At 72.3% G+C, this 21,029-nt stretch carries 16 protein-coding genes; 8 read left to right on the plus strand and 8 right to left on the minus strand.

Annotated elements, in window-relative coordinates:
- Positions 1-35: 35 nt before the first annotated feature.
- The 3 genes from pdxA to WMF29_RS34270 all read right to left on the minus strand — a co-directional run bounded on the left by pdxA (position 36) and on the right by WMF29_RS34270 (position 3,633).
- On the minus strand, positions 36-1,139 hold the full coding sequence (pdxA, locus tag WMF29_RS34260; RefSeq protein WP_437324316.1) for a 4-hydroxythreonine-4-phosphate dehydrogenase PdxA: 1,104 nt from the start codon (positions 1,137-1,139) through the stop codon (positions 36-38).
- Positions 1,136-1,984 (minus strand): winged helix-turn-helix domain-containing protein, encoded by an 849-nt coding sequence (locus tag WMF29_RS34265; protein WP_437324317.1) that lies wholly within the window; start codon positions 1,982-1,984, stop codon positions 1,136-1,138. The genes pdxA and WMF29_RS34265 overlap by 4 nt, the downstream gene beginning before the upstream one ends.
- 203 nt (positions 1,985-2,187) lie before the next feature.
- A complete protein-coding gene (locus WMF29_RS34270) occupies positions 2,188-3,633 on the minus strand; it encodes a TldD/PmbA family protein (protein WP_437324318.1) in 1,446 nt (481 codons plus the stop codon).
- Positions 3,634-4,289: 656 nt separating this feature from the next.
- Between WMF29_RS34270 and WMF29_RS34275 the strand changes: the two genes are divergently transcribed.
- Positions 4,290-7,055 carry a tetratricopeptide repeat protein gene (locus WMF29_RS34275; RefSeq protein ID WP_437324319.1) on the plus strand — a complete coding sequence of 922 codons (2,766 nt, stop codon included), beginning with the start codon at positions 4,290-4,292 and terminating at the stop codon, positions 7,053-7,055.
- Between the two features lie 85 nt (positions 7,056-7,140).
- Positions 7,141-7,956 (plus strand): hypothetical protein, encoded by an 816-nt coding sequence (locus WMF29_RS34280; protein WP_437324320.1) that lies wholly within the window; start codon positions 7,141-7,143, stop codon positions 7,954-7,956.
- Here the strand turns inward: WMF29_RS34280 and WMF29_RS34285 are convergent.
- Positions 7,944-8,912 carry a uroporphyrinogen-III synthase gene (locus WMF29_RS34285; protein ID WP_437324321.1) on the minus strand — a complete coding sequence of 323 codons (969 nt, stop codon included), beginning with the start codon at positions 8,910-8,912 and terminating at the stop codon, positions 7,944-7,946. The two genes, WMF29_RS34280 and WMF29_RS34285, sit on opposite strands and share 13 nt — an antisense overlap.
- Positions 8,913-8,993: 81 nt before the next feature.
- Here WMF29_RS34285 and WMF29_RS34290 point away from each other — a divergent pair, with 81 nt between their 5' ends.
- A complete protein-coding gene (locus WMF29_RS34290; RefSeq protein WP_044966374.1) occupies positions 8,994-9,299 on the plus strand; it encodes a hypothetical protein in 306 nt (101 codons plus the stop codon).
- A gap of 123 nt (positions 9,300-9,422) precedes the next feature.
- On the opposite strand, the gene WMF29_RS34295 is transcribed toward WMF29_RS34290, so the two are convergent.
- From WMF29_RS34295 to WMF29_RS34305, 3 genes are all read right to left on the minus strand, one after another.
- Positions 9,423-9,977 carry a TerB family tellurite resistance protein gene (locus WMF29_RS34295; RefSeq protein ID WP_437324322.1) on the minus strand — a complete coding sequence of 185 codons (555 nt, stop codon included), beginning with the start codon at positions 9,975-9,977 and terminating at the stop codon, positions 9,423-9,425.
- Between the two features lie 131 nt (positions 9,978-10,108).
- Positions 10,109-13,255, minus strand: coding sequence for an MXAN_5808 family serine peptidase (locus WMF29_RS34300; RefSeq protein WP_437324323.1), 3,147 nt, complete (start codon positions 13,253-13,255; stop codon positions 10,109-10,111).
- An 85-nt stretch (positions 13,256-13,340) separates the two neighbouring features.
- A complete protein-coding gene (locus WMF29_RS34305; protein WP_272095380.1) occupies positions 13,341-13,550 on the minus strand; it encodes a twin-arginine translocase TatA/TatE family subunit in 210 nt (69 codons plus the stop codon).
- 392 nt (positions 13,551-13,942) lie between these two features.
- On the opposite strand from WMF29_RS34305, the gene WMF29_RS34310 reads away from it, so the two are divergent.
- The 4 genes from WMF29_RS34310 to WMF29_RS34325 all read left to right on the plus strand — a co-directional run bounded on the left by WMF29_RS34310 (position 13,943) and on the right by WMF29_RS34325 (position 18,222).
- Entirely contained in the window at positions 13,943-14,554 is a 612-nt protein-coding gene (locus tag WMF29_RS34310) for a hypothetical protein (protein ID WP_437324324.1), read from the plus strand.
- 101 nt (positions 14,555-14,655) lie between these two features.
- Positions 14,656-15,309: a DUF2760 domain-containing protein gene (locus WMF29_RS34315; protein WP_437324325.1), complete on the plus strand. Its 654-nt coding sequence runs from the start codon at positions 14,656-14,658 to the stop codon at positions 15,307-15,309.
- On the plus strand, positions 15,306-17,183 hold the full coding sequence (locus WMF29_RS34320; RefSeq protein WP_437324326.1) for an Hsp70 family protein: 1,878 nt from the start codon (positions 15,306-15,308) through the stop codon (positions 17,181-17,183). Before WMF29_RS34315 ends, WMF29_RS34320 begins: the two co-directional genes overlap by 4 nt.
- A gap of 160 nt (positions 17,184-17,343) precedes the next feature.
- Positions 17,344-18,222, plus strand: coding sequence for a transglutaminase family protein (locus WMF29_RS34325; RefSeq protein ID WP_437324327.1), 879 nt, complete (start codon positions 17,344-17,346; stop codon positions 18,220-18,222).
- 177 nt (positions 18,223-18,399) lie between these two features.
- Here WMF29_RS34325 and WMF29_RS34330 read toward each other — a convergent pair whose 3' ends face one another.
- On the minus strand, positions 18,400-18,858 hold the full coding sequence (locus WMF29_RS34330) for a hypothetical protein (RefSeq protein ID WP_437324328.1): 459 nt from the start codon (positions 18,856-18,858) through the stop codon (positions 18,400-18,402).
- A 761-nt stretch (positions 18,859-19,619) separates the two neighbouring features.
- Between WMF29_RS34330 and WMF29_RS34335 the strand changes: the two genes are divergently transcribed.
- Positions 19,620-20,969, plus strand: coding sequence for an amidohydrolase family protein (locus tag WMF29_RS34335; protein WP_437324329.1), 1,350 nt, complete (start codon positions 19,620-19,622; stop codon positions 20,967-20,969).
- Positions 20,970-21,029: the final 60 nt, after the last annotated feature.

Consider the following 21,029-nt stretch of genomic DNA (forward strand, 5'->3'; position numbering starts at 1 on the left):
CGCCCAGCGTCGGCGCGGGTCGGCGTGTCGCCGCGTCAGCGCGCGCGCGCGGCCGCGAGCTGCGCCGCGAGCACGATCGCCTCGCGCATGCCGCGCGGGTCGGCGCGGCCCGTCCCCGCGAGATCGTACGCGGTGCCATGATCGACGCTCGTGCGCACGATCGGCAGGCCGAGCGTGACGTTCACGGCCTCGCCGAAGCCCAGGAGCTTGCTCGGGATCGTCGCCTGGTCGTGGTACATGGCGACGACCCCGTCGAGCGCGCCGCGCGCCGCGAGCCGGAACGCCGTCTCCGCGCCGACGGGCCCGGTCAGCTCCGCCGCCGAGCCCGAGCGCGCCAGCCGCCGCGCCGCGAGGCGGATCCCCGGCGTGATCCGCACCTGCTCCTCGTCGCCGAGGAGACCGCCTTCGCCAGCGTGCGGATTGAGCGCGGCGACGGCCACGCGCGGCTTCTCGCGGCCGAGATCGCCGAGCAGCCGCGCGAGCCACACCGCGGCGCGCGCCACCTCGCGCGGGCTCACCGCCTCCGGCACCTCGCGCAGCGGCAAGTGCGTCGTCACGAGGGCGGTCACGAGCTTGCCCGAGGCGAAGGCCATCGTGACCTCGCGCGCGCGGAGCCGCCGGCCCAGGTGCTCTGTGTGCCCGAGGAAGTCCGCGGACCCCGGCGCGCCGCTCGTGGCGATCGCGTGCTTCGACGCGGGCCCCGTGACCAGCGCCGCAGCGACGCCGTCGCGGACCAGGTCCGTCGCCGCGTCGATCCACGCGAGCTGCGCCGCGCCGTCCTCCGCCTCGGGCCGACCGAACGCGCTCGGCCGCGAGAGCCGCGCGCTGCCCGCCCAGAGCCCGATCGTGCCGGGCGCGAGCTGCTCGATGGCCGCGCGCCCATCGACCACGACGAGCCGGCGGGCCGCGACCCGGACGAGCCGCGCTGCCCGCCGGAGGATCGCCTCATCGCCGACGAGCACGCAGCGCGCGCCCTCGACGGACGCCGCGCCGGCCACGGCCACCTCGGGGCCCACCCCGCTGGGGCACCCGACGCTGATCGCGACGATCGGCGGCCCTGCGGCGCGCGAGCGGACGCCGCCGCGCGCCGCCGCGGCGGCGGCCGCTCGCGCGCCGCTGCGGCGAACCGGCGACGTCATCGGGTGATGCGCCGCTCGCGCCCGGGCGGCGCAGCGTCGTGCGCAGACGGCCCCGCTCGCCGCTTGGCTTGCGCGGATTCCTCGTCCTCGCCGTCCTCGCCGTCCCCGTCCTCGTCGCCCTCGTCGTCGCTCTCCTCGTCCTCGTCCTCGTCGCGCAGCTCCCCGCGCTCGTCGCCGTGGGCCTCCTCGCCGGCCCCGCTCCGCTGGAGCGCCCTGCTCGCGTCGCCGCCCTCGGGGCCACCGGCGCCGGGGATCGGCGACTCGAGGCGGTACCCGGCCCCGCGCAGCGTGACGAGCGGCAGCGCCGCGCCGAGCTTCGCCCTGAGGCGCCTCACGTGGATGTCGACGGTCCGCGCGCCGCCCTCGTACTGGCTGCCCCAGACACGGCGGAGAAGCTCTGTCCGCGACACAACTTTTCCGCGGCGTTCGCACACGTACGAGAGCAGCGCGAACTCCTTCGCGGTGAGCGGCACGTGCATGCCGCCGACCGAGACGTCATGGGCCGCGCGGTCGATGACGATCGCGCCCACCTTCACCCGCTCCTCGGTCGCGAACTCGCTGCGGCGCCACTCGACGAGGCGCACGCGCGCGTAGAGCTCGGCTGGCACGTACGGCACGAGCAGGAAGTCGTCGAAGCCGCTGGACGGCTCGATCCGCGCGATCTGCGCGACGCTCACGGCGACCAGCGCGCCGACCTCCTCGAGGCGCGGCTCGCGGCGCAGCGCGCGAAGCGCCGCGGCGGCCAGATCCGGCCTGTCGAGCGCCTCGACGACGATCGCCCGTGCCTTGCTCTCGTCGTCGTGGAAGAGCCGCGGTGGATCGTCCCAGAGATCCAGGGTCCGCACGTCAGCGCCCAGCGAGCGCAAGACCGATGCGGCACCCTCGTCGCGCTCCAGATCCGGTCCGTGTCCAACGATGGCTATGAACGAGCGACGCGCCATGAACGCCCCGTATACGGGTGTCACGACGGGCCGGCAAGACGCACCGCGCTAAACCCACCAATCCCGCTGTCGTGCTTACCTTCCGCCCGGCGTTCCAGCCTTGAAAATCAGCCGATCCGCGTTCCGCCGACCGTGATGAGATCGATCTTGATTGTGGGGCAGCCAACACCCACGGGGACGCTCTGTCCGTCCTTGCCGCACGTCCAGATGCCGTCGGAGACGGCGACGTCGTGGCCGAGCATGGTGACGCGCCGGAGCACCTCGGGGCCGTTGCCGATGAGGTTCACGCCCTTGAGCGGCGCGGTCAGCTTGCCGTCCTCGATGAGGTAGCTCTCGGTCAGCGAGAACACGAAATCGCCGTTCGAGATGTCGACCTGGCCGCCGCCGAACTTCTTCGCGAAGACGCCGCGCTTCACGGACCTCACGATCTCCTCGGGATCGTGCGGGCCCGCGAGCAGGATGGTGTTCGTCATCCTGGGCATCGGCGCGGCGGCGAAGCTCTCGCGCCGCCCGTTGCCGGTCGGCGTGAGCCCGAAGTGCCGGGCCGAGAGCCGGTCGTGCATGTACCCGACGAGCTTGCCGTTCTCGATGAGCGTGCTGCGCTCGGGCTCGTGGCCCTCGTCGTCCACGTTGATCGTGCCGCGCGACTGGAGGAGCGTCGCGTCGTCCACCACCGTGCACAGCGGGCTCGCGACGTCCTTGCCGATCTGTCCCGCGTAGTTGCTGGTCCCCTTGCGGTTGAAGTCCGCCTCGAGCCCGTGCCCCACCGCCTCGTGGAGCAGGATGCCGCTGTCGCCCGGGGCGAGCACGACGTTCATCTCGCCGGCGGGCGCGTCGCGGGCGTCGAGCATCGCGACCGCCTGCCGGGCGGCCTCCTCCGCATGCCACTCCGGCGACTTGCCCTCGAAGTAGGCCGTCGTCATGCGCCCGCCGCCGCCGCTCGAGCCTTCCTGGCGCTTTCCGCTGCGCTCGGCGAGCGCCCGCACGCCGAAGCGGATGAGCGGCTGGACGTCGTGCGCCATCCGCCCGTCGCTCGTGGCCACGAGGACCTCGCGCACCTCCTCGACGAAGCTCGCCTCCGCCTTGACGATGCTGGGATCGTAGGCGAGCGCCGCGGCGCTCGCGCGCTCGAGCAGCGCGCGCTTCGCGAGCCCGGGGGCGTCGAGCGAGATGCTGGGCAGCTCGTAGCGGGTCGGCAGCTCGCGGCGCCTGAGCTCGATCTTCTCCTTGCCGCCGGAGCCCGTCGCGATCTGCGCCGCCGTCTCGGCCGCGCGCCGCATCGCGTCCCAGGTGAGGTCCTCCGTGTACGCGTACCCGGTCGCGTCTCCTCGCTGGACGCGGACGCCGACCCCCATCGACACCCCGCGCGACGCCGCCTTCAGGATCCCTTCGTCGAAGGTGAACCCGCCTCCGGCGCGGTACTCGAAGAAGAGGTCAGCGTAATCACCTCCCTTGGACAGGGCGACGGAGAGGAGCCGCTCGCAAAGCGCGGCGTCGACGGCATTTTCCTCTCCAGGAGCGAACGGGGCACGGTAGGCCTGGCTGCGCGACATGGTGCCCAACTCTAGGTCCATTCGCCGGGACGGTCGAGAAACGGCGGCGCTCCGGAGCGCCCTCCCGCCGACGCCCGCGCTCGCCCCCGGCGACGGCCGAGCTCGCGACCTACCCCCTGCCCTTTCATCCGGCGCGGCGCGCATACATCGCCCGCGTGCCCACCAGGCCCGACGCCCACGCCGTGATCGCGGGGTCGCGGGGTCGCACGACCGCCAGCGAAGCGGCCGCGGGTCGGCGGATCGCAGAAGATCTCACGAAATGTGCAACAAGGCCGCTCGACTGCTAGGCTTAACGCTGTCTTCGCGGGAATGGCGGCGCTCGCCACCTTCCCCGCGATCTTCGCGAATCCCCGGCCGTTCAGCGCGTTCCTACAGGGTAGGGCGCGCTCTTCGACGCGCCTCGACCGGACCGCCCAGCGTCCGACCGGGGCGGGGGCTCGCGGCCACCGCGCCAGGCGGTCGCCGCGTCGCCAGACAGGGGCCCCGGGGGGCCGCACACTGCAAACAAGCACCTTCGCGGTAGCTTCCGGAACTTCCGGTGCCGCGCGCTTGTACGTGGTGGCGGGATTGGCTAGGTGTTTTTTAGGCGAGGTGAGGGATGCCGACGAGGCGCCCGAGCAACGCCTTGCTGCCCTCAGCAGGAGATTCCCATCGCCGTGGCGGTCGATCGCGACAAGGTACTCCAGACCGCGCAGAAGCTTGTCGAGCGGAAGCGCTTCGACAAGGCCATTGTCGAGTACCAGAAGCTGGTCGCAGACGATCCGAAGGACGTCCGCACGCTGCTCAAGATCGGCGACCTCTACCTGAAGACCGAGGAGTACGTCGAGGCGATCACCACCTACGAGCGCGTCGGCCAGTTCTACTCCCTTCAGGGCTTCGCGCTCAAAGCGATCGCCGTTTACAAGCAGATCCGCGAGATCATCCACAAGCACGTCCCGCAGTACGAGGATCGCTTCGGCCACATCGTCCCGCGCCTCGCGGAGATCTACACGCAGCTCGGGCTCACGAGCGACGCGCTCGCCGCCTACGACGAGGTCGCGACGCGCCTCCTCCGCGCGGGGCGCGACCGCGACGCGATCGACATCTTCAAGCGGGTCGTCGACCTCGACACGAACAACCCCCTCGCCTATCTCCGCCTCGCGGAGGCGCTGATCCGGGTCCGCGACTACGACGCCGCGATCCAGCGCTTCGGGACGGCGGCCGAGCTCCTGCTCAAGCTCGGGCGGCGCGACGACGCGCTGAAGGTGGTCGAGCGCCTGCTGCAGCACCGCCCGGACGCCCGGTTCGCCCGCATGGCCGCCGAGATCTACCTCGATCGCGGCGACCCGAGCGACGGGATGTCGGCCCTGACCAAGCTGCAGATCGCGTTCAAGGAGAACCCGCGAGACCTGGAGACGCTCGCGCTCCTCGCCCGCGCCTTCGATCTGCTCGGGCAGCCGGCCAAGGCGATCGAGGTGCAGAAGGAGTCGGCGCGCATCGCCAAGGAGGCCGGGCGGGTCGACCAGTTCGCCGCGCTCGTCTCGGCCCTGATCACGCGCGCCCCGAACGACGAGGGCGTGCGCCAGCTCGCCTCCCAGATCGCGCCCTCGTCGAGGAGCACGCGCGCGTCGATCGACGTCGAGCTCGACGAGGGCGAGGACGACGAGGAGGCGGAGGAGCTCGACGTCGAGGACGACGAGCCCGCGTCCGCGGTGCCGATCCCGCTCCGCGCGTCGCAGCCCTCGACGTCGCCGATCGCGAGCCCGCGCCAGCTCGTCGCGCACGCCGAGAGCCTCCGGCGCGACCGGCAGTACGAGAAGGCGGTCGCCCTGCTCAAGGGCGGCGTCGCCCGGCTGCCGGCCGCTCGAGAGCTGCGCGAGAAGCTCTGCGATGTCCTGATCGAGGCGGGCGATCAGGACGCCGCCGTCGAGCAGATGCTCGCGTTCGCGCAGCAGCTGGCCAGCGAGGACGCCGTCGACGACGCGGCGAGGCTCCTCGACGAGGTGCTGCTGCTCGATCCCGGCAACGCGCAGGCCACGGAGATGCTCAACCTGCTCGGCTACGCCGTCCCGCAGGAGGACGAGCTCGCCGACGAGGAGCACGCCGAGCCGGAAGCCTCGCCGACGGCCGGCGAGAACGACGCGTACGCGTCCGAGGTGCCGAGCCAGGACCTCTACGACCCCGACGCGCCGCTGCCCGCGTACACCCTCGACGAAGACGGCGTCGTCGAGGCGCTCCCCCGGCGGCCCGAGCTCGTCACGCACCTCGACGACCCGTTCGCGAACGAGCCGCCGCTTCCGAGCTTCCCGATCGAGGACGTCGAAGAGGTCGAGGACGTCGAGGAGCTCGAGGCCATCGACGAGGAGGAGGAGGAGACGGCCTCGGTCAACCCGAGCCGTGTGCCCGAGCACCCCCTGGCCGTCGCCGCGTCCCAGGCTCCGCCCCCGGCGTCCTCGATACCTCCCCCTCCCGTGCTCGCGGCGCCGCCGCCTGCCCTGTACAGCCCGGTGTCGGGCCGACCGGCGTCGGTCCGGCCGGCGTCGGGCCGCTCCGTGCCGCCGGGGTCCTTGCGGCGCGCGGACGCGCTCGACGAGGACGCGCTCGAGGAGGTCGAGTTCTTCGCGCAGCACGGGATGTTCGACGAGGCGCGGAACATCCTCGAGGAGCAGCTCGCGCGGCTGCCGAACCACCCGCTCCTGATGGAGCGGCTGCGCGAGGTCACGGAGCTGGCCTCGGACGCGCGGGGGGTGGTGCGGGCGGCGACCGACAACGAGAGCGGCACGCGGGCCGTCCCGCGCGGCAGCGAGCGGCCGGACGAGGATCGCGCGTTCGACATCGCCGAGTCGCTCAAGATGATCGACGAGCTCGAGGTCGTTCCGGGCTCGGTGACGGGCGTCCAGGACGATCCTCGGCAGATCAGCGTCGAGAGCGTCTTCGAGCAGTTCAAGGCGGGCGTCGCGGCGCAGATCTCCGAGTCCGACGCGTCGACGCACTACGATCTCGGCGTCGCCTACAAGGAGATGGGGCTCTACGCCGACGCGATCGGCGAGTTCGAGCTCGCCGCCCGCGACCCCGGGCGAGAGTGCGTCTGCCAATCGATGATCGGCGTCACCCACCTCCAGATGGGCAACATCGAGGCGGGCATCGACGCGCTCATCCGCGGGCTGCACGCCTCGCACAAGACGGTCGAGCAGGAGCTCGCGCTGACCTACGAGATCGCGAACGCCTACGAGATGCGCGGCGTCCCCGAGCAGGCGCTCTACTACTTCCAGCGCGTCGCCCGGATGAGCCCGAGCTACAGCGACCCGCGCGGCAGCGTGGCGGAGCGGCTGCGCCGCATCGACGTCCCGAAGCCGGCCGCGCGCGCCGTCGGCGCCGAGATGATCGCGGACGAGTTCGACGCCGCCTTCGACGATATGCTCCCGAGCGGCAAGCTGCCCTGAACGCATCGCGCGCGCGGCCGCGCGGGTACGCCCTGGAAACGACAGAAATTGGGCCACGGCGGGCGCTCTCCGGTACCGGAGGGGCATGAACCGACCGCTCCTCTTCGCCGCCCTCACCTCGGTCCTGGCTGCCGGCTGCGGCGCCGGGATCGAGACGAACGCTCGATCCGGTCGCCCGCAGGACGCCTCCGCCAAGGTGGCGGCGCAAGCGCGGCGCGAGGTCCCGCAGCGGGCGAAGGGCTCGCTCGACGAGCGCGGCCCGATCGCCGACGAGGCGTCCGGCGCGCGCAAGCCCGGCGATTATGTGGCCTACCGGTTCTCGGGCAGCTTCAGGAAGACGCCGCTGCTCCTCACGCAGCGGGTCGTGGCGCGCGAGGGGGACGTCCTCGTGGTCGACGTGACCCTCGAGGACGGCAAGAAGACCGAGGCGCTGCGGGTCCGCATGAGCGACGAGCCCAGCAGGCGCGGTGAGATCCTCGGCGCGGCGTGGATCGACGAGGGCGCGGAGCGGCCGGCGACCCTCTCGGCCTACGACGCGATGATGGCCAAGACCGCGCTCGCCGCCGACGAGAACGAGGACGTGCTCGGCAGCGAGGCGGTGAACGTCGAGGTCGGCGGCTCCTCCATCCCGTGCCAGCGGACCAGCTTCCGCGTGCGCATCGGCAAGACGAAGGCGACGATGCGCACGCTCCAGAGCGACGACTTCGCCTGGGGCGACGTCGGCGGTGAGATCACGGCCGAGGACGGGCGCGTGCTCTACCGCGCCGAGCTGATCGACAGGGGCCACGCGGACATGGATGAGCGCGCGGCCGCCGGCGCAGAGCCCAGCCCCACGCCCCGGCCGGCGACCGTGGCGCGCTCCGCCGACGAAGACGAGGCGTACGACGACTACGAGGACTGAGCCGCCAGGGGCGCGTCGCCCAGGTTTCCCTTCGCGGCGAGGATCTCGAGCGCGCGCGCGGCCGCCGTTTTGACCAGGTGGCCCATCTTCGGGTGCTCGGGCTCGAAATCCGGCTCGATCCCCTCGGCGCGCAGCGCCTCCGTGCAGACCGGCCCGATCGACGCCACCACGCCCCGCGCGAGCGCGGCGCGCAGCCGCTCGACGAGCCCCTCCTCGGCCGCCACGAGGAGCGCGTGCTCGACCTGCGCGCGGCTCGTGAAGAGCGTGATCGCCGCGCCGCCGTCCGCCATGAGGCGGAGCGCCTGCCGGAGCGGCGCGGTGTCCTCCGGGAGCGCCCAGCGGTACACAGGCACCGGCGTGACGTGCGCGCCGGACGCCGAGAGGCTCGCGTAAAGCTCGTGGCTCGGCGCGCCGTGCTCCTGGACGGCGATGCGCTTTCCGCTCAGGTCGCCGAGCGCGCTGACGGCCTCGACGATCTCCCGCCAGGTGTTCGGCTCGCGGACGGTGATGAAGCGGGTCAGGCCCAGCTCGCGCAGCGCCGAGGCCGGCTTGGGGCCGCGCGCGACGATCTGCACGGACGAGAGCGCCGCCGCCAGGAGAGATACGCCCTGGGCGTCCGCACCAGCGTCAGCGTCGGACGCCCCGCCGCCCTGGCTCGGCTCGAGCGCAGGCGCCGCCTCGGCCACGAGCGCCCGGGTCCCGACGCCGGTCATCAGGATCACGACGTCGAACTCGGCGCCCGCGAGGCGCCGCGCGAAGTCGAGAGCGCGCTCGTTCCTCTCGATGGGCACCTCGCGGAGCGTGGGCGCCGTGACGGGCACACCGCCATACCGCTGGATCAGCGAGGCCATCTCGGAGGCGCGGCGGCTCTCGAAGCAGATGACGCGGCGCCCGGCGAAGTCAGACGGCGCGGGCGGAGAGGGACGGTCGTTTCGTGGGTGGGTGGGCGTGCTCACCCGCGCAGCATAGCCCGGGTCCAGCGCTGGCGGGTTTCGGGCGGTTGACCAGTTTGCTAAGCTCCTCGTGTGAGCCATCCGATGAGCAACGAGGCTTCCGGGGTCCAGGGGAGCGGGCTCTCGCGTGCGACGTCGGAGAACGACGTCGGCCCCGATCCCGTCATCGGCGCGGGCATCGCGCTGCTCGGCATCTTCTTGATGGGGGTGGGGGGCGCGCAGGGCGCGCACTACCTCTTCAACTTCGGCGTGCTCGTGGCGGTTCTCGGGGCTGTCCTGTTCGTCCTGTTCGTGGCGCTCACGGCGCTGAAGCAGCGACGGGCGCTCGGCCTCGCGAGCCGCGCTCCGAGCCCCGAGGGCAGCGCCGAGCAGCGCGACGCGCGCGACTGATCAGCCGAGCGGCGCTGGCGCCCGGCGGCAGCGCGACGCGCGCGGCGATCTGCTGAGCGGCGCTCGCGCCCGGCGGCTGCACGACACGCGCGACGGATCAGCCGGGCCGCGCTTGCGGCCTGATCAAGCCGGGGGCTCGCCGCCCGGATCGCTCCGGTCGTCCGGCGGCGCCGGAGAGCCGGCCTGAGGGCCGGCCTCGACGGAGAGGTCCGGCTCGATGTCAGCGAGCGAGACGCCGAGCTCCTCGGCGATGCGCTCGATCTCGGCCCGCTCGGCCGGCGTGGGCGCGCCATCCGCGGCCGCGAGCCGGATCAAGAGGCGCACGACCTCCACCCGCTCGCTCGCGTTGCAGAGCGCCTTGAGCTCGCGGTAGCAGCGGTCGACCTCGCCCTCCTGGAGCGCGGGCAGCTTGCCCTGCAGGGCGTTGAACACCGCCTCGACGCCGCTCGGCGCGAGCCCGTCGACGTGCGTGAGCAGCTCACGGAGCAGCTCGTCTTCCTTGTCGGAGAAGCGGCCGTCGACGCACGCGACCTTGCCGAGCAGGACGATGACGGTGGCGATGTAGCGGAGGACGACCGCCTCGTCGTCCGGGAGCGCCGCGCGGAGCTCCGTCAGGAGGGCGTCGAGGTTAGGGAACGAGCCCCCCTGCTTCAGGCCGAGCCAGGCGAGGAGTCCCACGTGATGAGGCTACCAGATCCTCGCCGGGCAGGGCAGCCCGGCGGAGCCCCGCCCTCTACTCCCGTCACGCCCGTCACGCCCGTCACCGCGGTCGTCCATGTCGCCGTCGCCTTGGTCCATTCCCCAGCGGCCTACTCCTCGCCGCCGCGGTCCGCAATCCAATCGTCCACGGGGTTGTCGGACTTCGGGGTCTTCAGGATCGAGCCGTCAGGCCCGTCCTTGCGCACGACGAGCGTGCGCCGCGTCGTGGTGTCGGGCGTCTCGCGCGCGACCACGGTGATCACGTTGACCCCCGGCCGGAGCGGCGCCTCGAACGAGAACTCGGCCTTCTTCGGGTCGGCGCCGTCGCGGTTCGACTTGTAGTAGAGCTTCCGCGACCCGACGAAGATGAAGGTGTCGAGCAGCCGCTCGCTGTCCGACGCCGTCCCCGTGATCTTCATGGTGCCGGCGCTCGTCGCCAGCGCCGCCGCGGCGATGTCCAGCGTCGGCGGCGCGTGCGAGTAGAGGTCCTCGAACGCGACGGCCGCCGGGGCCGGCCCGCCGCCAGGGGTCACCTCGCGCGCGGCGACGAACGCGAAGCGCCCGGCGCCGAGGTCGATCTTGACGAACCCGCCTGGCACCTCGCCGAGCACCTTGACCACGGCGCCCGCCGCGAGCCGGCCGAAGCCGCGCGCGCTCGCCTCCGGCGACGGGAGCAGGGTCGCCCCCTCCGCCCCGGCCTTCATGGTGGAGCCGCCGCCGCTCAGCTGGATGCGCGGCGAGATCGGGATCTTCACCTTCTCGCTGGCGAACTCGCGGAGATCGCGATCGCCGACCGAGAGCGTGAGGGTCGCCTCGGGCTCCGACAGCTGCTGCTCCACGTCGAAGCTGAAGACCACCTTGCGCACGTCGCCCGGCTTGATGTTCGAGATGTCGAAGCGCCCCGCGTGCAGCATGAGCCCGTCGCCCGAGAGGTTCGCGATGTTCGCCTGCGTCTCGTACGACGGCCCCTTGCCGACGTTCTTGACGGTCAGGTACATGCTGACCCGCTCTCCCTTCTGGATGAGCCCGTCGCCGTTGCCCTCGCGGTCATCCGCGATCTGATAGGCGTACTGGAAGAGCGGCCGGTCGAGCGCGCGCACCGTGGGCCGGATCTCGACCGCCGGCGGCTCCGCCGCGGCGGCGACCTCGAACTTCACCTTGAGGCCGTCGCTCCGGGAGAGGGCGTCCATCGGGATCGTGCAGACGCGCTTCTCGTTCGCCTTCCTCGGCTTCGTCGAGCCGATCTTCCGCCCCTCGACCTCGCACCAGCCGAGCGGCGCCTTCGCGCTCTTCGTCTGGCCGGGGCCGATCTTGCCGAAGATGAGCTCCTTGCTGTCGAAGTACGGGTTGTCGCTCTCCGTCGTCCCACGGAGCCGGTAGACCGGCTGCTTTCCGTTGTTCTTGACCGTGACCCGGAGCTCCATCGGCTGGCCCGCGGTCACCTCGGCGCTCGGGCGATCGGTCTCGACCTTCACGTCGAGCTCGGACTTCGCCGCCGGCGTGGCGCCCTCGGGCGCGTCGGACCAGTCGACGCCGAGCTTCGTCAGCTCGGCCGCGACCTTGCCAAGCTCCTCCTTGCCGACCTGATCGATGTAGTCGTGCATCGCCCGGAGCTGCTGGAGCCTCGGCGTGGAGGGCGGCATCCGCGCGGCGAGATCCCGCGCGAAGCGGATGGGGAAGTCGACGGAGAAGTCCTCGTCGATGTCGCCGCCGCGCTCCCGCATCTGCTCGCGCTCGGCGCTCGTGAGCTGGTAACGGACGACCTCGGACGGCTTGCCCGCGGCCGCCGCGCGCGCGTTCGAGAGGTGCGCCGAGAGATCGCGCTCCCGGAGCCCATCCTTCTGCACGGTGAGATCCATCTCGAGCTCGTCGACCGTCATCGGATCGAGCTCGATGTCCGGCGTGACGCCGACGCCCTGGATCGAGATGTCGCCCGGCGTCAGGTACTGCGCGATCGTGAGCTTGAGGGCCGCCTTCTCGGCCGTGACGTCGGGGAAGACGAGCTGCACGCTGCCCTTGCCGAACGTCTGCGAGCCGACGATGACGGCGCGATCGTTGTTCTTCAGCGCGCCGGCCACGATCTCGCTCGCGCTCGCGCTGTTGCCGCTCACGAGCACCACGATCGGGTACAGCGGCTCGGTGCCCGGCCCCTTGGCGCGCTTCTCCTCGCGCCCCTCGGAGGCGCCGACCGTGGACACGATGACGCCGTCGGCGAGGAACTTGTCGGCGATGCGCGCGGCCTGATCGAGCAGGCCGCCCGGGTTGCCGCGCAGATCGAGCACGAGCCCCTTCAGCGGACCCTTGCTGCGCAGCCCGTCGAGCGCCGCGTCGAGCTCCGCGGTCGAGGTGGCCTGGAACGTCTTGAGCCGGACGTAGCCGACGCCGCCCTCCAGGGCGCGCGACTCGACGGACCTCACCTTGATCACCTCGCGGGTCAGCTCGAAGGCCTTCGGCCCCTGCCACCCTCCCTCGCCCTCGCGGGTCAGCCACACGGTGACCGGGGTGCCCGGATCGCCGCGGAGCCTCCGCACAGCGTCGTCGAGCGGCATGTTGAGCGTCGACTCGTTGTTGATCTTCACGATCCGATCGAGCCGCTTGAGGCCCGCCCTGCCCGCGGGCGTGTCGGGCATCGGGTTCAGGACCGTGAGCATCTGGTCGCGGATCGAGATCACGACGCCGAGCCCGCCGAACGCGCCCGACGTGGAGAGGTTCATCTCCTTGTACGCCTCGGGGCTCAGGAACGTCGAGTGCGGGTCGAGCGTGTGCAGCATGCCGTTGCACGCGGCGTACTCGACGTCCCGCAGATCGACCTCGGTGCCGCGGAGGTTCTTCTGGAGGAAGGTGAAGACCTCGCGGAGGCGCGCGGAGACGTCCCAGGGGCCCTGGATGTTGTCGATCCGGAACTTCTTCTCGCTGGTCTCGACGCGGACGGTGACCTCGTTGGGATCCTCGTTGAGGACGATCACCTGCGCGACGTCGCGCTGGACGGCGTTGAGCGCCGAGAGCAGCATCTCCTTCGGCTTGACGCGATCCGGCTCGACGTACTTGTCCCGGATCATCTTGAGCGTCTCGTTGACGGCCTCGAGGCGGGTGAGGTCGTACGGCGCCTTGGCCACCTGCCCGGTGACCGCGAGCGCGGGCTCGAACCCGCGCCAGAGCCCGCCAGGGCCGAACTGAAGGACGAAGTACGCTGCCAGCGGGAACGCGGCGGACACGACGAGCGCCTTGGCGATGCGCTCCATAGGTCGGTGAGGCATACGGCGATCGAGTATAGACGCGCTCCAGCGAGCGTCGACCGACGTCGATGCTCGCTGGCCCGAGCACCGCGTTCCAGCGCGGGCGCTACACGGGCTTGTGCGTATCCTCTTGCTTTTCTTCGGGCTTCGCCGGGAGTTGCTTGGCCGCCTCCTCGTCGTCGTCGCGGAGCCCCTTCTTGAAATTCCGGATGCCCTCGCCGATCCCCTTCCCGACGTCGGCGATCCTCCCCGCGCCGAAGAGGAGCAGTGCGAGGCCTACGAGGAGGGCGATTTCAAGCGGTCCGATGCGGCCCATAGCGTTGATCCCTTGAAGGCTGCCACGCTCTCTGCGGCAGGTGGCGGCGGTCCACAGCCCGGTTCGAGTGGACCCATACCACCCATCCTCCGCACCGGCAACGCAGCGGTTCGAAGCGCGGAGACCCGTGCTAGGCTCGCGCACCGGCTTCGCTGGAGGAGAGACCAGGCGCGTGAGCACCCGCTCGCTCCGCCAGCGGTTCACAAATCAAGAACGGCTCGACGGCCCAGACGGGATCGCCAGCCGATCGGCCCGGACGCCAGCCTCGGATGAGGCAGGCGGTGATCCATGGCTCGAGCCCTCGCAGGCTTCGCGACAGTCGACACGGGGAAAACACGATGCCGATGAACCGCTTGAATCGTAAGGCAGCGCATTGTCTGGCAGGAGCGTCCGTGGCAGCGGCGGTGCTCGCCGGCGCCGCCGGGCGCGCGAGCGCTCAGCAGGCGAGCGGGGGAGACACGGTGAGCGTCGACGGCAAGGGGATCGTCGGCGGCGCGTTGCTCGGCGGCGAGGTCGTGATGCTGACCATGGGGGCGATCGGGGTCGAGCGCGCCTGGCCGTACCTGGTGTTCGGCGGGCTCGGCGCGGTGGGCGGCGGCGTCGCCGGCTACTTCGTCGAGGCCGCGGAGCCGCCCGCGGAGGTGCCGCTCTACATGCTCGCCGGGGGCATGGCGCTGGTCATCCCGACCCTCGTCGTCACCCTGAACGCCACCGCGTACAAGCCCCCCGAGTCCGACCAGAGCGAGCCGATCCGCAACGAGCCGGCCGCGGAGCCCGCGCAGCCGGGGATCAACGTCCAGCTCACGACGGACGCAGCGCAGGTCCTCCGGCGAGCCCGCCGGGAAGAGCCCCGGCTCGGCCTCGTCGACATCACGCCGCGCCGGGTCGCGCTCGGCGTGCCCGCGCTCTCGCTCAAGCCGCTCTACTCCCAGGACGAGATGTTCAAGTTCGGCGTGGCGCAGGGGCACGAGGTCCGCGTCCCCGTCCTCCGGGCGACCTTCTGAGGGGCCCGGGGTCGCCCCGGGCGGCGGCGCGGGGCAGGCGCCCCCCTGCCCCGCGCGCCGGTCTCTGTGCCGATCCCTACGCTCGGCGTTAGGCTCTCGCCGTGGCCGACCTCCACGATCCTCCGCTCCCCTGGTCCACGCGGCTCTGGTTCGCCTTCGCGTGCTTCTTCCGCGTGCTGTTCGATCCCCAGTTCGCCGAGCGGGCCTGGCAGGCGCGCGAGGCGGTCGCCGCCCTGCCGCCGGCCGAGCGCGCCGAGCCGCGGCAGCTCGAGCGAGATCGAGCAGGCGGCGCGCCCGCCGCCCCCGAGGCGGCCGCGGCTGCGGCGAGGGAGCCCGCCCCCGCGCCGGTCACCGCGCCCGCGCCGCAGACAGCGCCCGCGGTGAGCTCGGCGCTCCAGCTGCTCTCGCTGCTCCAGCGCGAGGGGCGGCTCGTCGACTTCCTCGAGCAGGACATCGCCTCGTTCGGCGACGCGGACGTGGGCGTGGCGGCGAGGATGGTCCACGAGGGCTGCCGCAAGGCGCTGCGAAGCCATGCGAAGCTCGCGCCCGTGCGGCGCGAGGACGAGGGGGCGAAGGTGACGCTCGAGGCCGGCTACAACCCCTCCGAGATCAAGCTCATCGGCAACGTGTCCGGGACTGCGCCCTACAGAGGGGTGCTGCGCCACCGGGGCTGGCGCGCCGACGATGTCTCGCTGCCGACGCCGGTCGCCGGCCACGACGCCAGCATCATCGCCCCCGCGGAGGTCGAGCTATGAGCGCGCGCTACATCATCGGCATCGATCTCGGCACCACCCACTGCGCGCTCGCCTATGCGCGCCTGCCCGAGGACGGAGCCGACGCGCGGCTCGCGCCGTCGCCCGAGGTGATGGCCGCCCCGCAGCTCGTGGCGCAGGGGACGCTCGAGGCGCGGCCGCTCCTGCCCTCCTTCATGTACATCCCTCACGAGAGCGAGGGCCCCCAGGCGCTGCCCTGGGACGCCGAGCGGCGCTTCGCCGTCGGCGAGCACGCCCGGGCGCGCGGCGTCGACGCGCCGGCGCGCCTCATCTCGAGCGCGAAGAGCTGGCTCAGCCACGCTGGCATCGACCGGCGCGGCTCGACGCTCCCGCTCGGCGCACCCGAGGACATCGAGAAGATCTCGCCCGTCGAGGCGTCGTGGCGGTACCTCGAGCACCTCACCGAGGCGTGGGATCACCTGTTCGCGAAGGACGATCCGGCGCTCGCCCTCGCGAAGCAGGAGATCGTGATCACCGTGCCCGCGTCGTTCGACGCCGCCGCGCGCGATCTCACGGTCGAGGCAGCGAGCGCCGCGGGGTTCGAGGACCTCACCCTGCTCGAGGAGCCGCAGGCCGCCGTGTACGCCTGGATCGACGCGGCCGGCGAGGCGTGGCGCAAGCACCTCCAGCCGGGCGACGTGCTGCTCGTGATCGACGTCGGCGGCGGGACCACCGACTTCTCCGCGATCGCCGCGGTCCCGCGCGACGGCTCGCTCGAGCTCGTCCGCGTGGCGGTCGGCGACCACATCCTGCTCGGCGGCGACAACATGGACCTCGCGCTCGCGCACGTCGTGAAGGCGAAGCTCGCCGCCGAGGGCAAGGAGCTCGATCGCTGGCAGATGTCGTCGCTGACCCACGCCGCGCGCGTCGCCAAGGAGCGGCTGCTCGGCGATCCGTCGATCAGCGAGGCGCCGATCGCGATCGCCGGCCGCGGCTCGAAGCTGCTCGGGGCGGCGATCCGGACCGAGCTCACGCGGGACGAGATCACGAGGACGCTCGTGGACGGGTTCTTCCCCGAGGTCCCCTCGTCCGCGCGCCCCGCGACCCGCGCGCGCGCCGGCCTGACGCAGCTCGGCCTCCCGTACGCGCAGGACCCGGCGATCACCCGCCACCTGGCCGCGTTCCTGGGGCGGCAGGCCGGCGCGACGTCGAAGCTCCCGGGCTTCGCCCCACAGGGAGGGGCGAACGCCGAGCCCGGCCGCGCGCCGCTCCTCCTGCACCCGACGGCGGTGCTCTTCAACGGGGGCGTCATGAAGAGCGCGGCGCTGCGCGAGCGGCTCGTCGCGACGCTCGGCGCCTGGCTCGAGCAGGACGGCGCGCCCCGGCCGCGGGTGCTCCCGAGCGACGACCTGGATCTCGCGGTCGCGCGGGGCGCCGCCGCCTACGGCCTCGCGCGGCGCGGCCGTGGGCTCCGGATCCGCGGCGGGACAGCGCGGGCCTACTACGTGGGCATCGAGGGGGCCGTTCCCGCGGTGCCCGGCCTGGAGCCGCCGATCACGGCGCTCTGCCTCGCGCCGTTCGGCATGGAGGAAGGCACCGAGGCGACGCTGCCGCCGCAGGAGTTCGGCGTGGTGGTCGGCGAGCCGGTGCGCTTCCGCTTCTTCAGCTCGTCGGTGCGCCGGGATGACCAGGCCGGGACCGAGCTCGAGAGCTGGAAGCCCGGAGAGCTCGAGGAGCTCTCGCCGATCGAGGTCACCTTGCCCGCGGAGGGCCGCCGGGAGGGCGACATGGTCCCAGTGCAGCTGCGCGCGTCGGTCACCGAGGTGGGGACGCTGCTCCTGGAGGCGATCCCCCGCGAGGCGCAGAAGCCGAACGAGCGCTGGCGGATCGAGCTGTCGGTGCGCGCCGAGGCGTGAGCGCGGGGGTGCCCGCGTCCGGAGCAGCCTGAAGCGGCACGGCCCGCCGTCCATCTTGAAGCGCAGCGCGCCCACGCGCGCTACCCTCACGACGCGCCGCAGCATGCAGGAGGCCCAGGAGCGAGAGGCCAAGCCGGAGCGCGCTCATCGAGGACACGATATGGCAACGACGATTCGCAGGCTCCGCGTCGTCCATTCCACGAGATATACCTACGATCGCCCGGTGGAGCGCAGCGTGCACGAGCTGCATCTCTTCCCGGTGCACGACTGGGATCAACGGGTGCTCTCGCACACGCTCACGATCGATCCCCGCGTGCCCACGGTGGAGTTCGAGGACGTCTTCGGGAACCGGGTCACACGCTTCGAGATCACCGCCCCGTATACCGCGCTCACGATCTCGGCCGACTCGATCGTGGAGCTCTGCGACGCCGATCCTTTCGCGTTCGCGAAGAAGAAGATCCGGCCCGCGTTCCCCCTCGTCTGGATGCCCTGGGAGCAAGCGATCATCGCGCCGTATGTGCGCCCGGGGGAGCTCCCCGACCCCCAGCTCCAGGAGCTCTTCAATTACGCCATGTCGTTCGTCGAGAAGAACGACGCGGACCTGATGGAGACGCTCTTCGCGATCAACCTGACGCTCTTCCGCGAATACCGATACGTGCCGGGCTCCACGAACCTGGCGACCACCCCGTATGACGCCTTCGTGAACCGGCGCGGGGTCTGCCAGGATTTCGCGAACCTGTTCATCTGCATGGCGCGGCTCCTCGGCATTCCGGCGCGCTACGTGTGCGGATACCTCTATACCGGCAACGTCGGCACGAGCCGCGCCAGGTCCGACGCGACCCACGCGTGGGTGCAGCTCTACATCCCGAACATCGGCTGGAAGGGGTTCGACCCCACGAACGGCGTGCTGGCCAGCCTCGACCACGTGCGGGTCGGTTACGGCCGCAACTACATGGACGCAACGCCGACAGCGGGGACGCTTTACACAGCCGCCGCCGAGACGATGACCGTCGGTGTGACGGTGACCGAGGTCGACTAGCTCTCTCCGCTGGCTCGCCCGCTCACCGACAGGCGCCTGTCGCAGCGAGCACACAACGACATGGGAGAGCGCGAAATGGCGGCCGCGGGGGAGGCAGGCATCCCGCCTCTCCCTGCGGCCGCAGCACGAATCGCCGAGGCCGGTCGGACCGATCCGCAAGACCTCAGCGCGTCGAGATCACTGGCCGTCCTCGAGACAGGCGGTGCCTTCCGCGATGCACGCGCCCTCCGCGGAGGCAGCCGCCATGTTGCCGCACTCGTTACACGCGTCGTCCGCCGCCTCGTCCGTGGTGCACGCGGTATAGCAGGGGTCACCCTCCGCCGCGCCGCAGGCCCCGCAGATACACTCCGTGACCGCCTCGTATTTCGGGATCGAGGACTCGCACAGGTCCGCCGGATCAGCCCCGGTGAGGAGGGGCGCCGAGCAGGTCACGCAGTCCGCGCCGCCGCCCGTGCCGCCGGCACCGCCCTCGCCGCTGCCGCCCTGGCCGCTGCCGCCCTGGCCGCTGCCGCCCGTGCCGCCGCTGCCGCCCTCGCCGGCCGAGGTGCTCGCGGTGGTCCCGCCGCCCGAGCCCGTCGTCTCGGTGTCGTCCCCGCACCCCGCGGAGAAGGCGGTCGCGCCAAGGATGAGAGCCATCGAGCCAATGCTGACAAGATTAATGTTACGCATGTTGTCCTCCGGCGCGCTCGAATGAGCGCCCGTCGTCGATCGTCGCTTCGTCTGTCAGTCCCAAGGGGACTCGCCGGTCGCGACAACCCCCGCGTGCCGGCCGCGGCACACTACTCTACCCAGGCTGTGACGCTCAACTATCTTCCATGCGGCGCGCGAAACGGCTGACCGCGCCTGGTCCGGTCGAGCGACCCCAAACACCATGGCATGCGCGTTGAGGACGAGCCGACCAGCGCCCGCGGTTCGGGGATCGCCCGACTCGGACGCCCCGACGAAACAGCACCGAAATCGCGCGTCGCGAGCCGCGCGCGCCGCCGTGGCCGGGGGCGCGCGGCTCACGCTTGCCGCGAGCGTCGCACCGAATCCCGCAAGTCGCGAGTTCCGAGCCTCCTTGTGCTCCACGGAACGCCGCCCCGTCGCCGGGAGCGCCGCCGCCCGCGCAGCGCTGCGCGATCTCGATGCCTCGAGCGAATCTGGAGATGGCGGCGGACGTCGCCGGGAGCGCGCGCCTTCGACGACTTGAACGTGGAAGTTGGAAAGCGCTCGTGACAGCTGTCCTGGAGCACGGCTCTGCTATGATCAGAGGCGCGGCGCCTGCGTCGTGCGCGATCGCAGAGCCCGGCCTCGCGCTGCGATCGCGCGCGACGGGCGCCAGCGATACGGCCCCACGCGCGCCGCGCAGCGACGGCGACGCGCGGGGCTCGTCGCGCGTCACGGGGGAGGGCACGATGAGCATTCGGTTGCGCGTGGTGCGCGTGGTGCGCGTGTGTCTGGCGGCGACGCTCGCGGGCCTGTCCGCCTGCGCGAGCACGCCCGTGCAATGGGCCTCGCCGGAAGGGCAGCCGAAGCTCCCGCCCCCGCGGGAGATCAACGCCGTCGCGCGGCCGGACGCCGCGCACTGCGCGGCGATCGTCGGGGCCACGCTCATCGACGGCCGGGGAGGGCCGCCCGTGCGCGACGCCGTCGTCGTGATCCGCGGCGACCGCATCGTCGCCGCGGGCGCGCGCGGCGCCACCGACGTCCCGGCCGGCGCGGAGGTCGTCCGCGGCGCGGGGCTCTGGGTGCTGCCCGGCCTCATCGACGCGCACTTCCACCTCGAGGGCGATGACGGGCTGCCCGGCGTCGTCCTGCAGCGCGGCGTCACCTCGCTGCGCGAGCCGGGGAACTGGATCGAGGCGTACGACGCCGCGCGCAAGCTCGGCCCGACGCCGCGGCTCTTCCTGGCGGGGCCGCTGCTCGACGGGCCGTATCCGGCCTATCCGGAGGGCGCGATGCTGGTGCGCGACGCGGCCGAGGCGCGCTGGGCCGTCGATCAGCTGGTCGAGCACGGAGCGTCGGCGATCAAGGTCTATTTCCGCCTGCCCCTCGGGCTCGTCGAGGAGGTCGCCAAGGCCGCGCACGCGCGCGGGGTGATCGCCGTCGCGCACCTCGAGACCGTGGACGCCGCGGCCGCGGTCCGCGCAGGGCTCGACGGCATCGAGCACATCACGTCGCTCGGCACGGCGCTCGTGCCGCCGCGCGAGGCGGAGCGCTACCGCCAGTCGGTGATCGCCGACAACGACGCGCGCTTTCCGGGGCGCTACGAGATCTTTCGCGGCATCTCCCTCGGCGCGCCGCGGACCCGAGCGCTGCTCGGGCTGCTCGCGGCGCGGGGCACCTTCCTCACCCCGACGCTCGCCATCTTCGAGCGCCGCGCCGGCGACGCGGGCGCGACGGAGACCGAGGTGCGCGGCTTCGAGAACATGATGAAGCTCACCCTCGCGGCGCGCCGCGCCGGCGTGCGGGTGGTCGTCGGCTCCCACGGCAAGGCGCCGGGCGCCGAGCGAGGCTGGGCCTACCAGCACGAGATGGAGCTGCTCGTCGAGAGCGGCCTCTCGCCCATGGAGGTCCTCGTCGCTGGCACGCTGGAGAACGCCAGGTACTTTCGCGTCGACGACCGGCTCGGCAGCGTCGAGCCGGGCAAGCTCGCCGACCTCGTCCTGGTCGAAGGCGACCCGCTCGCGGACATCCGGGCGATGCGCCGCGTGAAGCGGGTCATGCTGAACGGGAGGTGGGTCGGCCCGGCTCAGGCCGAGTGAGCCGCACGCGCGCTCGCCGCCGCGGGCTCGGCGCGCTCGTTACGTGGAGTTGCGCGGACA

It is taken from the genome of Sorangium sp. So ce381, from assembly GCF_051473845.1.
Taxonomy (GTDB): Bacteria; Myxococcota_A; Polyangia; order Polyangiales; family Polyangiaceae; genus Sorangium; species Sorangium atrum.

What these genes read in the sequence shown, in the direction of transcription:
- pdxA (WP_437324316.1), bottom strand. Translation starts at nt 1,139, where the DNA reads ATGACGTCGCCGGTTCGCCGCAGCGGCGCGCGAGCGGCCGCCGCCGCG.
- WMF29_RS34270 (WP_437324318.1), bottom strand. Translation starts at nt 3,633, where the DNA reads ATGTCGCGCAGCCAGGCCTACCGTGCCCCGTTCGCTCCTGGAGAGGAA.
- WMF29_RS34280 (WP_437324320.1), top strand. Translation starts at nt 7,141, where the DNA reads ATGAACCGACCGCTCCTCTTCGCCGCCCTCACCTCGGTCCTGGCTGCC.
- WMF29_RS34290 (WP_044966374.1), top strand. Translation starts at nt 8,994, where the DNA reads ATGAGCAACGAGGCTTCCGGGGTCCAGGGGAGCGGGCTCTCGCGTGCG.
- WMF29_RS34300 (WP_437324323.1), bottom strand. Translation starts at nt 13,255, where the DNA reads ATGCCTCACCGACCTATGGAGCGCATCGCCAAGGCGCTCGTCGTGTCC.
- WMF29_RS34305 (WP_272095380.1), bottom strand. Translation starts at nt 13,550, where the DNA reads ATGGGCCGCATCGGACCGCTTGAAATCGCCCTCCTCGTAGGCCTCGCA.
- WMF29_RS34320 (WP_437324326.1), top strand. Translation starts at nt 15,306, where the DNA reads ATGAGCGCGCGCTACATCATCGGCATCGATCTCGGCACCACCCACTGC.
- WMF29_RS34325 (WP_437324327.1), top strand. Translation starts at nt 17,344, where the DNA reads ATGGCAACGACGATTCGCAGGCTCCGCGTCGTCCATTCCACGAGATAT.
- WMF29_RS34330 (WP_437324328.1), bottom strand. Translation starts at nt 18,858, where the DNA reads ATGGCTCTCATCCTTGGCGCGACCGCCTTCTCCGCGGGGTGCGGGGAC.
- WMF29_RS34335 (WP_437324329.1), top strand. Translation starts at nt 19,620, where the DNA reads ATGAGCATTCGGTTGCGCGTGGTGCGCGTGGTGCGCGTGTGTCTGGCG.